The organism is Azotosporobacter soli (assembly GCF_030542965.1).
GTDB lineage: Bacteria > Bacillota > Negativicutes > SG130 > SG130 > Azotosporobacter > Azotosporobacter soli.
The window spans coordinates 22,743-35,436 of the sequence record NZ_JAUAOA010000023.1 but is presented as its reverse complement, the minus strand read 5'-3'; the positions used below and the strand labels follow the sequence as shown (position 1 = coordinate 35,436).

Sequence of the window (12,694 nt, the reverse complement as noted above, 5' to 3'; positions counted from 1 at the left end):
CTCTCTTTCCTGCGGCCCTCCGCTTATGCGAAGCAAGCTTTCACATTAAATCATATGAATTGTAATTACAGTATTGTTTATTTAAGCATGCTAACGAAAAAACTCCGGTTCAAACCGGAGTTTTTTCGTCATTTAGCCGCATAGGATTACGCCTACGATAAATGAGGCGATAAAGAGAATCAGCAACGCAACGTTCCATTTCGACATGACGTTCACCCTCCTGCTTTCTTTTTTCCCCACACCATTTTGCATTCTGCCGTTTCCGGTAACAACGTATTGAACCGGGAAGCCGAAGAAAATATACGAAATGCTGCCTAATGTCACAGGCAGCATCGCGTCTTCTATTACTTTAATTATAACATTTGGCGCCATAGAGTCAATTTGTTTTCCTTTTTTTTACAACAAAACTTCCCGGCAAAAATCCGGGATGTTCATGAGATGCGCTTATTTTTCTTTCCCCTTCGCCGGACGAAGATACATCAAAGCCAGCATCAAAAGAAGCGTTAAAAGGATCGCTGTCGATTGGCCATTCAGCAGGCCCAAACCCTTGCCGTTGTTGAAAAACTGAAAATATATCATTGCAGCAACGCCGGCAAGCGCCGAAGTAAACGCAGCCGACGTGGTAGGACGGCGCGAGAAAAGACCAAACAGCAAAGGCGCGGTGAGACATACCGACATCAGCGAATAAAAGATGGACAGCGCGGTTATGATATTAGGCAGTAAAATCGCCAGGCTCACGCCCAAGATGCCCGCTGCGGCCGCCACAATTCGGCTCACTTTCAACAGCTTGGCATCGGACGTATCCGGTCGCCAAAACCCTTTATACAAATCTTTGGAGAAGGACGAGGTGATCATGTACAACACCGCATCGGCTGCACTGACTTCCGCGGAAAAGATGGCCGCCAAAGCCAGCGCCGAAGCCCAAAACGGCATGCATTCTTTCATGACTAAGGGCAGCGCCATCTCGCGCTCCGACAGATTCGGAACCAACGTCGCCGCTGCCATGCCCAGGAAGGCGGGAATCACCGCGAACCCCAGCATAACAAGTGCGCACAGCGTCGTCCCCCACTTCACCGTCCTCTCATCCTTGGCGCTATATATTTTTCCGATCAGGCCGGGAGAGATAAAAAACGACGGCGTCAGCATCAGGAAAAAACCGATGATCGTCGAAACACCTGCGCCATCGACGCTGAAATAAGCCTGCGCCGCTTCCGCGCCGACATTGGCGGCAAGCTTTGCCTGTAGTCCGTCCCATCCGCCGACGAAATGCAAGACGAACGGCACCGCAATCATGAATCCGATCAGTTTGACCGCCGCTTCGATGATGTTGACGTACGCGGCGGTCAATAAGCCGCCTGCGCCAAAATACAGTACCACCACGACAGCGCCGATCAAAACACCCATCGTCTTTGATATGCCCGCCACCGCAGAAAGGATCCAGGCAATGCCCATCAGTTGTCCGGAAAAGATAGCAATCGTGCCCACCGCCATCAGTAGTGAGACCAAACCTCTGAAGTTTCGATTGTAACGGTACTCCAGATAATCGCCCAAAGTATAAAAATCATGCTTATTGGCCAGGCGCCAAATCGCCGGGCCAATAAAGAAAGCCAGAAAAAAAGTGCCTAATGCGGATGCCGCAATCCACCACGCCGCCGAAATGCCGACTTTATAACCGAGTCCAGCCACGCCGACCGTCGATCCGGCGCCGATGTTTGGCGCGACCAACGTAATGAATAACAGCGCCGGGCCAAATTTTCGCCCGCCGACAAAAAAATCGGCCGCACCTTTTACTTTTTTGGTAATAAACAGACCAACAACAATCAAGAGCAATGCATACAGCAAAATCGCCCACACATAACCGTTCATTCTTCCTTGCCTCTCTTCATCCTAAGAATCGTATAGCATTCATATTGTAGTGTACGAGGCTCGAATTGTCAAAGCAGAGGTAAAAGCCAGACTGGACTAGCCTCTCCCCCCCTTTTTATGCTATTCTAAAGAAAGAGGGATTTTAAAATGAATGGAGATGATTGCATGAAAGAAAATGATATTCATAATGAGATTCTGGATTTTTTTGAAGATCTGGATTTTGAAGAAGTTGAAGTGGAAGACAACCTGACCGCCCTGTTTGCTGAAATCGACGAAGACAGTGAATATGGTCTGCTTAGCGACACCGAGGGCAGAGTGCCGTCAAGTCTTACGCAACCGCTCGTCTTTGCCTGTTACAGCGCCGAAGGCGCATTCCAGTGGAGCAGTACGTTTAAAACAGCCGAACTCTTTAAATCAGTCTGGTCTGCCCCGGCAACACTCGCGGAAAAATTCGCAGCAGCCCGTCAATTCCGTAAAGACGCCGAATAATCAATCGAACATAAAAAAGCCGCCAAATTGGCGGCTTTTTCGCATTCACGCTGCTATTATTCAGCAATCGCAATCGCTTCGATTTCCACGATCGCATCCTTCGGCAAACGGGCGACTTGAACCGCAGCACGTGCCGGAGGATTTTCCGGAAAATACGTCGCATATACTTCGTTCATTGCGACAAAATCATTCATGTCGCGCAAAAAGACGGTTGTCTTAATAACGCCAGCCATCGATGCGCCGCCTGCTTCGAGGATCGCCTTCACATTTTCCAGCGATTGCTTCGTTGCAGCCTTGATATCGGCAACCAGTTCACCCGTCGCCGGATTGAGCGGCAATTGACCGGAAGCAAACACCATATTGCCAGTGCGCACGCCTTGCGAATAAGGCCCGATAGCGGAAGGCGCTCCTGTGGTAACGATACATTTCTTGTTCATGTTCATTCCTCCAATTCTCTGCTTGAACTTCATGTCAGCGAAGCTAACGACAAAAGCGGGCAGCAACAAAAGCCACTGCCCGCATTTCGATAAAGGAAATCCACTCCAGACAAACATATCCGGTTCATGGTTTCGCAGGCAACGCCACCTTCTTAGTTTATCAACAGCAGCTCCGCCAGTCAACCATAATGCAATTATTCAATGGGTGCAAGCGAAGCTTGGAAGTGACGAAGGATTGGCGGCTCCCATGTGATTTTATAGCCGCGTTTGATTTCATGCGCTCTTTCTTTGATGTTAATCAAAGCATTCGCCATAATGTCAACATGCGCTTGCGTATATACACGGCGCGGAATCGCAAAGCGTGTAAACTCGAAATCAGCCTGCAGCTGTTCTTTGCTATCCGGATCATTTCCTAACATGTAGGAACCGATATCGCAAGTACGAATGCCTGCTTCTTTGTAAAGTTCAATAGCTAAGACCTGAGCGGGAAATTCATAGTATGGTATTTGAGGAAACATCGCTTTGGCATCGACGAATACGCCATGGCCTCCGACCGGAGATTGATAGGTGATGCCTGCATCATCCAAGCGCGCCGCCAGATACTCCATCTGACCGATACGATATTTCAAGAAGTCTTCGTTTAGTCCTTCGTACAGACCAATCGCCAACGCTTCTAAATCGCGCCCTGAAAGGCCGCCATAGGTTGTGAAACCTTCATAGGAGATGCAGCGTGCTTTAATCGGCAGGATTAACGGCGAATTTGCATCTTTGACGCCAATCAGCCCGCCCATGTTCACTAGCGTGTCTTTTTTGGCGGACATGGTGAACATGTCTGCGCAGTCGAAGACGGCTCTGATGATCTCTTTAATGGATTTGTTTTTGAATTCTTCTTCCCTTTGCTTAATAAAGTATGCATTTTCAGCATAGCGAGCAGCATCAATATTCAACGGAATATTATATTTTTTACAAACAGCCGCTACGTCGCGAATATTCTTTACTGATACAGGCTGACCGCCAGCAGAGTTGTTTGTGATGGTCATAACGACCAGGCCGACTTTTTCAGGACCCTGTTCAAGAATAATTTTTTCCATCTTTTCAACATTCATGTTGCCTTTGAACGGCACCCGTTTAGCAGGATCTTTCGCTTCCTCGACCACACAATCGATGGCGCGCGCGCCGCAAAGTTCCACATGCGCTCTTGTGGTGTCGAAGAACATGTTGGAAATCGCGACCTTGCCTTCCGAGAGCATCGTGCCGAACAGAACTTTTTCCGCCGCACGCCCCTGATGAACCGGCTGGATATAGCCATAATTGAAAATGTCTTTGCCGGCTTCCACTAATTTATAGTAACTCGACGATCCCGCATACGATTCGTCTCCTTTCATTACGCCGGCCCACATATTATCAGACATCGCATTCGTACCGGAATCCGTCAGAAGATCGATATAGACGTCTTCTCCCGCAAGGTTGAACAAGTTATAATTCGCCTCTTTAATTTTTTGCGCTCTTTCCTCCGCGCTTAGGATTTTGATCGTTTCCACCATTTTGATTCGAAACGGTTCTGCTACATACTCGATTGCCATGCTGATTTCCTCCGTTACATTTTTTTAAAGTGCATCTTCACTTTAATTCGTATGAGTATTCTTGCTTTTTACTATAGCAATTCTCATGCCAACCAGAGAAACCTTGCAGCAAGGCGCTTGCAAACGCTTCTGATAACTTTCCTTGCCAATTTTTCTTATCAATCAACAAGAAAAGTTATCACTTCTTGCCTTTAAAAGCAACCTACGTGAGTAGAAGCAAAGCGGCAAATGCACCTTTAAAGCTCGTATATCTTCATCTTGTTCAATATCGTCGTGTTCGAGACGCCAAGCGCTTGTCCGGCCATTCGGGAAGAAGGATATTTCTCCAAAACTTGCTGAATCACTTTTTTCTCCACATCCGCCACGATTTCCTTGAGCTGCGGCCATTTACCGTCATTTGGAATTTCAACCTGTATCCGCTTATTGTCTGACACGGGCGCATCCGCCGCTCTTGTGCCGTTTGCCACATCGCCCCATAAGCGAAGATGCTGCACGCTGATTTCCGGCGTATCCACCAGATTAATCAAGCGTTCCAACATATTTTCCAGTTGCCTTACATTGCCGGGCCATTCCTGCTTCATCAGGAATTCCACACTGCCATGCGATAAATGGACTTCCGGCTTAGCCAACTTTTTGCAAATTTTACGAATCAAATGTTGCGCCAGGAGAGGGATGTCTGCGCGGCGCTCGCGCAAAGGAAAAATGGTAAGCGGAATCACATTTAAGCGATAATACAAGTCTTCCCTGAATTCTCCCGCACGCATCATTTTTTCCAAGTTACGATGCGTAGCAGCAACAATCCGCACATCAACCGAAATTTCATCCTCTCCTCCAACGCGCCGGATTACCCCTTCCTGCAATACGCGCAGCAAACGGACCTGCAGCTTATGCGATATCTCACCGATTTCATCCAAAAACAAAGTTCCGCCATGCGCCTGTTCAAACAGCCCTTTTTTCCCGCCCTTAACCGCACCGGTAAAAGAGCCCTCCTCGTAGCCGAACAATTCGCTTTCTAAGAGATTTTCCGACAGCGCAGTGCAGTTGATCGCGATAAAGGGGGCTTTGCATCTATGGCTATCCGCATGAATGGCGCGAGCAAACAATTCTTTGCCCGTCCCGCTTTCGCCGCGTAACAAAACGGTAGAGCTGCTTTTTGAAACGGTGCGCGCCGATGCAATCAGCTCGGTCATCTGTTGGCTTTGGCAAATGATATCCTCAAACGTCGTCAGGCGCTTTTTCTCATCCACCTGCGCGATGACTTTTTTCACTTTGTGAAAATCTTGAACGGTGTATACGGCTCCGATAATTTGTCCGTGATCACTTTTAACCGGGATGCAGCTGATCAATACATGGATCTTTCTTTCACCATTTTTAATTCGATGTTCCTGCAGTTTATAACTCTTGCCCGTATGCAGCGTATCGATCTGGGAAGCAGAGTCGTCCAAAAGCGCCTCTGCCGCAAAACCAACGACCTTACTTGCGTCACAGTGAAAGATATTGCAGGCAACGTCATTAATATGGGTGACATCACCCTTTTCATCCACCGCAATGATCCCTTCGCTCACCGAATTCAAGATCGTTCGCAATTTATATTCCCGATCCTCATATGGCATCTGCTCCAAAAAGCGAACGGCCGTAATCCCTGCCACCGCTCTTAATTCTTCCACGAATTTCTTAACCAGGCTTTCCAGCGGGCAGCGAAACTTAATGACCATACCAAGGCCCGGAATAACCTCCATCGCTATTTTATCAATGCCGTTTTTTTCCGTAATTTTAAAGATCTCATACCCAAGGCCCAAACAATCGATAAAATCAATTCGAATGACATATTCTTGCATGCGTTTTCCCCGCCTTCCCGATCCTTTTATGATAGCGTCAAAACAATCGAAGTAATTAGCAATTGTAGCTCTTTTCAACAGACTGCTTTCACTTTTCAAAACTATAGAAAAACACCTTCTTATTATGCTAACATCATTTCGCAATGACGTTACCAGATAAAGAGGTGTTTTTTATGCTATCGATTCCGCTATGATTCAAGAATGCGCGCATGAATCATCAGGATATTTTGTCCATAGCTGTTTCCCGGAACGGCCCACTTACCGTTGAGATCGGTCCAGCGTTTATTTTTGCCGAAGCGGTCCGAAGCGCGTAGCAGTTCATATCGCGGATCGACAATTTCATTGACCGGTGCTTCCGTTGTCGCATACGCCATCAAATGCTGAATCTGCGCACGCACGCCGATGCGAGGCGTGGGAAACCAAGCGCCTTTAGCTCCGCCGCCGGTCGTGCCTAAGCCGCAATAATTGTTCTGAAAGGGCACGACATCACCGCCATAGCGAAAATGCCCCGTTTCCCAAAGAGCCTGTGCAAACGCCAAATCCGGACGAATCCCTTCTTTTGCACCTTCTTCATAGTAAATTTCCACCAGCTCACGAATCGTACATTCCAAATACGGCGTCGGGTTTTGCTTGCGCAGGTAACGGATGCACTGTTCCAAACTGGCTACCGCATTGCCTTGGATCGAGATATCGCTATACACCATCTGCCGAAAAACCATTCGGTCAAGTTGCCGTGTACGTTTTGGCGTTTCGCTCGTTTTTGCCGTCACCACTTTTTCTGCTGACGCTTGAGAAGCTAGCCCCGTCACGATACTTACCGCAATCACAGCGCTAACAATATATTTTTTCATTACAACCATTCCTTTATCTAAGATCCTTCTTCTTTTTCAAAACGCATACCCGCTTAAACAAGCGTTTTTCGACCCTGGATGCGGCGAACAGCCTGCAGCACGTCACCGCGCCGTTCTTCGCCATGCGTCATTTTATCTTCATACATTCGTCGGTCAGCTTCTTTGATTAATTCCGCCATCGCGATCGGCTGCTCACTGGCCGCCCAACCCAACGATATCCATAGCGGCACTTTGGGCGATGCCTGATTGTAGTGCAGCAGCGCTTCCTGGATGCTTTGCAAAGCCGCCTTTACTTCAGCTGTTATAGCAAACAGCGCAATCACAGCAAATTCATCGCCGCCGATCCGAGAGACCACACAATCCGGCACGGCGTTTTCAATCAGACGCGCCGCTTCGCATAAGAGGCGATCGCCTGCATCATGCCCCAGGTTGTCATTGACCATTTTCAAGCCGTCAATATCGCAAATGATAAGGCCGGCCGGAAATAACTGTTCCGCCTCGACACGGCGAATTTCTTTTTCAAAAAAGAATCGATTATGCAATTTCGTCAATGGATCATGCTGGCTCAAATACTCAAGATTCATGTTCAAGCGTGTATTTTCCAACGTAGCCGACGTTTGAATCGCAAACGTTTCGAGCACCTGCACCTGATCGGGCGGGATTGCTGTTTCGTTCATCACCAGAACCACCGCGTTGACTTTACCGAACAAGTTGAGCGGCATTGCCAGCTGGCAACGCGCTTCATCGAGCACCGTCCGTTTATCCTGCAAGGCTAAACGCGCCAGCTCATTGTCGACTTCCGCCATTTCACTCAGCAACAGTTTATCGTCATCCAGACTGGCCCGCTGGACCTGTCCGTCGTCAAGCACATACATAAAACCGCTCACAAAATTGAAACCCATCTTGGAACAAAGCGTTTTCAAATAACGCTCCAGCAAATCGAAGTAATCGTTGGCGCCGTTTATTTCCTGGGCAATATAATGCAGCATGACAAATTGATCCATTTGCTTGCCGAGCAGTTCCTGATAATGCGTCAAACGTTCGTTGAGAATAATGTTTTCGATCGTTGCTACCGTCTGCTGCACATACACTTCAAGCAGCTGAATGTCCTCAAAAAAAATGCCGCGTTCTTTTTCCGCACACAAGAGAGCCAAGATTGTGCCTCGATTATTAACCATCGGAATGGCAACGCGCAGATTGTCCGCCGACAAGCGCACCACCTTGCGAACAATCGCTTGCCGGATATGTTCCTGCAGAAATTCCTCGCCAATCGGTTCTTTCGTCACACTCACCTGTTTTTCATCAAGCTTTAGCTTGACCTGAAACTCGCCGCGCTTATCCGGCAGCAGGACGCTGGCATTCGCATAACGAAAGCCACGTTCACCGATATTATGCAGATAGGTTTCCCATACTTTTTGTGATGTCCGGCATTCTTGTATATTCTTATTTAAATAATGCAGCATCAAATAATTGTCCGTTATATCGCCCAAGCGCTGTTGCCGCTCCATTTGACGGGCAAGCTCCGCCTCTGTTTCTTCAAGTTTTCGCTTTAAGACCGTCATTTCCGCTTGAAGTGCAGCATTTTTTTGCAGCATATCGACATCCTTGTCCATCTGTTAGTCCCTCCAATTTTCAGAACCGTTACATCGCTCTTATATAATAATACTGGATGCCCTAGGAAAACTCCTGCTGCGTGTGCGCTCTCGCCTTCATTCTTTAACGAACCGGAGAGAAAAGCCCTCGGCCGTCCGCTCCACGCCGCATCCCTGCCAACCTTCTTCCAGCAATTGTTTTTGCTTCACTATGTCGCGACTGTCCACCTCTTGCGTCATTTTCCACTCCGGTACGACCTCTTGCAGCGCTAAATGCAATATACAGCGCAACTGTCCCTGGTATTTTTCCCGCATCTCGCGAATGCGAAAACCGCGCGTCGTCAAAAAGCGCAGACTCGGATAATTGTAAGGCGATGCCGTAGCGCATACGTGGTGGCAGCCGCTGCGCTTAATCAGACGCAGATGACAATCGCCCACTTCCCGATGCAATCCTTTGCCGCGGTGTGCGGGATGAATCGCCACGGCCCCCATATGAGCGACATTCTTAAGTTCCTCGCCCACTAATCCTACATCCTTGCCAAAATTCTCCTCCTGCCGTCGCGGAAAAGAAATCAAATGCAGGCAGACCAGCTCCCCTGCCTGAAATACACCAATGCCGTTTCGCCCCGTCTTCAGTTGATTCATGACATAGTCTTCCGGCATCGGGTGAAACATGCCGGCCACTTCTGTTTCTTTTGCCGCCAGATGCTGCAGCCGCATGACCTGCGGCAAATGTTCCTCACCCAAAAACCGCCATTGATAGCCCGCTTCTTCCAAGCTTGTTCTCTCCCCCACTTTGCTGCTCCCTTCCGCTCTCTCAATCATCCAGACAAAATCGAATTTGAAACACCGTTCCCTCTTTGCCCGTTTCCACATTGATTTTAGCACGATGCCGCGCCGCGATGCTATAGCAAACAGCCAGGCCGAGGCCTGTGCCGTTGGCTTTTGTTGTATAGAATGGAATCCCTATGTTATCGAGGATTTCCTGTGAAATCCCTTCCCCTTCATCCCGGATCGCCAATACAATCTCGTCCTTCTCCCGGTAGGTCTTGATTTTCAATATCCCTTTGCTCTGCATCGCTTCGAGGCCATTGCGCGCCATATTGATAACCAGTTGGCGAATTTCTTTTTCATCGAGCAGCATCTCCGAAACCTCTCCTAGCTGCAATTCGATCGACTTGTCCGCGACCGCAGCATCCGCCTGCAGTAGCGGCGTAATTGCCCTGATAATGTCGTTGATGTTGCGCCGTTCCAAACTGACCGGCCTATTCTTCGCCAATGACAAAAATTCGGAAATGATGCCGTTCGCCCGATCCAATTCCTCAATCATCAGCTCATAAAAGGAAACATTTTTCGCATCCGCTTCTTTTTGCGACATCATCTGTAAAAAGCCGCGCACAGTCGTCATCGGATTGCGCACTTCGTGCGCGATACCGGCAGCCATTTCGCCGATCGTATTGAGGCGATCCAAACGCAGCAGCTGCTTTTCCATTATTTTCTGCTGCGTCACATTACGAATGATCGAAAGAACCGTTTCGATCTGTCCATCATCTGCATACTCCGGAATGATATCGGCTTGAAAATAGACGACCGCGCCATCGCGAAGCATCATCTCAAATTCGAGCGGATGCCGCTTCGTTTTCGGACCGCACTCCTCTTCCACCAGAATCTCATTCACCGCCTGCCAAAACGGTTCCGGCACGTCGCGCGCGTCCAGCTGCCGTCCAGCAAGTTCCGGCGCCGTCAGCGACGCATACGGCTCAATGGCCGGATTCACATAGACAACCTTCCATTCTTTATCTAGGCGCAAGATAATATCCTGCGCATTTTCAACCAGCGTTTTGAATTCACGCTCCCGCTTGAACAGTTCCTGGTTGGCCTCTTTAATCGCCGTAAAATTATTTTGTAGTTGTCCGGCCATTTCATTGAAGGTGGCAGCCAGCATGCCAAATTCATTTCTTGCAGAAATATTCACCCTGGCCGTCAACATACCCGCTGCGATTTTTAACGCCCCCTGCTTTAGTTGATGGATCGGCGCAATCACTTGGCGTTCGACAAGGACAAAGATCAGCGCCAACGCCGACAGCAGCGTCAGGCAGTACAAGGCCAGAATGGGCCATAGCAAGCGCATCACCTGCGCTTCAATCTCAACCGCTTCAAGCAATGCGATGACTTTCCAACCTGTTTTTTCGTCCACGACGCCCCACATCAATTCCCATTTGTCTTCAACGCGCACCAACTTGAATTCTTTGCTGTCCTCATTTAGGTTCGCTAAATCCGTCACGCCGATCTCCTGCGGCGTCAGCATCAACCAATCCGTATGCTGCGGATAAATAACGATCCTATCATCACGACTGAGTACCGTAATATAGCCGCTCGAGCCGATCTTCATTTTTTCCACTTCTTTAGCCAATTCCTGAATGTTCCAGCCGAACACGACCACACCGGCGATTCGCCCTTCCTGTTCCACCGCCTGCGCCACCGCGACCGTCAACTCGCCTGTCGCCCGAACGTATGGATTCGTAATATAAGGCTGTCCCGGTTGCTGCAGCGCTTCCTTGTACCAAAAACGACCGCGCGGATCATAGCCGCGTTCGGCAAAGAAACGAGGGTATTCAAAATAACCGCCCTCTTGCGTACCAACGCCGACGCCAAGCGTATGTTTGTGCGCTCTTACAAACGCATCCAGCGGCTGATACAAAAGCGGCGCAAGCGTCGACTTTTCGCTAATCGCATCCGAGCCGATGCCTTGCATCAGCTGATAGGTTCGATAATCAAACGCCATCTGCCTAACGTCAGCAAACGCCGGCTCCGTGATCCCCTCTTTAATTCGGGCATGTATGTGATTGATCGCTTCTTTCGACTGCAGGGTAAACTCCTGATATACCTGTTCACGAACCACCTTATATGTATACAAAGCGCCCGCCATAAAAAATAAAGCGCTTGCCAATAGCACCCAGGCAATCAAGGTCGTGCGTACGGACCGTTCATTTAACAACATATCGTCATCTCCAGACTCCCCACCTCTTCTAGCCAAACACTTGCTTTGCAGCCGCCTCCTTTTTCATAAAGGACAAAACTCTTCTTCATTATAACAAAAAAATACCATTTTTCTAACAAGTTTATGGATAATAATTCCTTCCCATTATATAAAAGGCGCCGACTCAACAAGTACGGCGCCTCTTTTCTATGAACTTTTCCCCTCTGCCCGCAACGCAGCGCCGCCTTCCGCAAAATACAGCAACTGGATTTCACGCACCACTTCCGCGCCCCTGCTCGAAATTTGAGGTATGGAATAGCCGATAAAAAGCGGCGACGTTACGAAACGAGGCACCAGTTTGACTGCGATTTCCTCTTCCAGGTGATAAAAAAAGATATTATAGCTGTTGCAATTCTTATGGAAATGATGCAAAAGATAATGCGCCACCGCCTGGATGTAATCCGCCATCACATCAATTTTCGCCGGATCGCGCAAACGGATGTTGCACTCGATAAAACCGATTTTAGGCAACGTAGCCAGATTCAGCTCGATGCCTGCTTCCTTGACAATCACATCGCCGCTAAAACTTTCCTGCGGTATTTTCGGCACATAGTCCAAATGTTTCAAACCGATGATCTGCATATGCGGGTGACGAATCGTACCGCCGGAATAAGGACCGTGATTCTTAAAAAACAGCACCGATGAATATTCGCCGCTTCGCACCAGTTCCTGCCATTTCTCCACGCCAAACCGGATCACGCGGTGCAAATGTTCTTTATTATAAACAGACAGTTCGCTTTGGCAATCCTCCGTTTCGATCAGCACCGTTTGCAGCGTATCTTCAAGCACCGGGAATTTGTTCTTCAGCCAAACAATCGAACCCTCTTGCGCCAAAATATTTTCCAGCTGCTCCCGGCCGCAAAACGGGCAATGAAAGCCGCGCTCCACCACGGTCACGGGTTTGAATCGCCCAATGTCATAATCGAAGCGCAGATGTGTCATTTTTCTATCCTTCATTCCAATCACCTATTTCTTTGCAACAATGCATCGTATACATT

11 protein-coding genes are annotated in these 12,694 nt (G+C 48.6%); 1 reads left to right on the top strand and 10 read right to left on the bottom strand.

Annotation, left to right across the window (positions count from 1 at the left end; genetic code table 11):
* Window positions 1–132: 132 nt before the first annotated feature.
* Together QTL79_RS15425 and QTL79_RS15420 are read right to left on the bottom strand one after the other, a co-directional pair.
* Window positions 133–372: a hypothetical protein gene (locus QTL79_RS15425; protein ID WP_346355859.1), complete on the bottom strand. Its 240-nt coding sequence runs from the start codon at window positions 370–372 to the stop codon at window positions 133–135.
* A 72-nt stretch (window positions 373–444) separates the two neighbouring features.
* A complete protein-coding gene (locus tag QTL79_RS15420) occupies window positions 445–1,866 on the bottom strand; it encodes a sodium:solute symporter family protein (protein WP_346355858.1) in 1,422 nt (473 codons plus the stop codon).
* 165 nt (window positions 1,867–2,031) lie between these two features.
* Between QTL79_RS15420 and QTL79_RS15415 the strand changes: the two genes are divergently transcribed.
* Window positions 2,032–2,355: a hypothetical protein gene (locus QTL79_RS15415; RefSeq protein WP_346355857.1), complete on the top strand. Its 324-nt coding sequence runs from the start codon at window positions 2,032–2,034 to the stop codon at window positions 2,353–2,355.
* Window positions 2,356–2,411: 56 nt separating this feature from the next.
* Here the strand turns inward: QTL79_RS15415 and QTL79_RS15410 are convergent, their stop codons facing one another.
* The 8 genes from QTL79_RS15410 to QTL79_RS15375 all read right to left on the bottom strand — a co-directional run bounded on the left by QTL79_RS15410 (window position 2,412) and on the right by QTL79_RS15375 (window position 12,653).
* A complete protein-coding gene (locus QTL79_RS15410; RefSeq protein ID WP_346355856.1) occupies window positions 2,412–2,792 on the bottom strand; it encodes a RidA family protein in 381 nt (126 codons plus the stop codon).
* Window positions 2,793–2,986: 194 nt separating this feature from the next.
* Window positions 2,987–4,375 carry a tryptophanase gene (locus QTL79_RS15405; protein ID WP_346355855.1) on the bottom strand — a complete coding sequence of 463 codons (1,389 nt, stop codon included), beginning with the start codon at window positions 4,373–4,375 and terminating at the stop codon, window positions 2,987–2,989.
* Between the two features lie 236 nt (window positions 4,376–4,611).
* Window positions 4,612–6,213, bottom strand: a complete 1,602-nt coding sequence (locus tag QTL79_RS15400) for a sigma-54 interaction domain-containing protein (protein WP_346355854.1) — start codon at window positions 6,211–6,213, stop codon at window positions 4,612–4,614.
* 188 nt (window positions 6,214–6,401) lie between these two features.
* The gene (locus tag QTL79_RS15395; protein ID WP_346355853.1) at window positions 6,402–7,064 is read right to left on the bottom strand and encodes a glucosaminidase domain-containing protein; all 663 of its coding nucleotides are present in this window, start codon (window positions 7,062–7,064) and stop codon (window positions 6,402–6,404) included.
* A 53-nt stretch (window positions 7,065–7,117) separates the two neighbouring features.
* A complete protein-coding gene (locus QTL79_RS15390) occupies window positions 7,118–8,677 on the bottom strand; it encodes a sensor domain-containing diguanylate cyclase (protein WP_346355852.1) in 1,560 nt (519 codons plus the stop codon).
* Between the two features lie 96 nt (window positions 8,678–8,773).
* Entirely contained in the window at window positions 8,774–9,451 is a 678-nt protein-coding gene (locus QTL79_RS15385) for a GNAT family N-acetyltransferase (RefSeq protein WP_346355851.1), read from the bottom strand.
* 22 nt (window positions 9,452–9,473) lie between these two features.
* Entirely contained in the window at window positions 9,474–11,657 is a 2,184-nt protein-coding gene (locus tag QTL79_RS15380) for an ATP-binding protein (protein WP_346355850.1), read from the bottom strand.
* Window positions 11,658–11,843: 186 nt separating this feature from the next.
* Complete coding sequence (locus tag QTL79_RS15375) at window positions 11,844–12,653, bottom strand: DUF4931 domain-containing protein (RefSeq protein ID WP_346355849.1); 810 nt, start codon at window positions 12,651–12,653, stop codon at window positions 11,844–11,846.
* Between the last annotated feature and the right edge of the window lie 41 nt (window positions 12,654–12,694).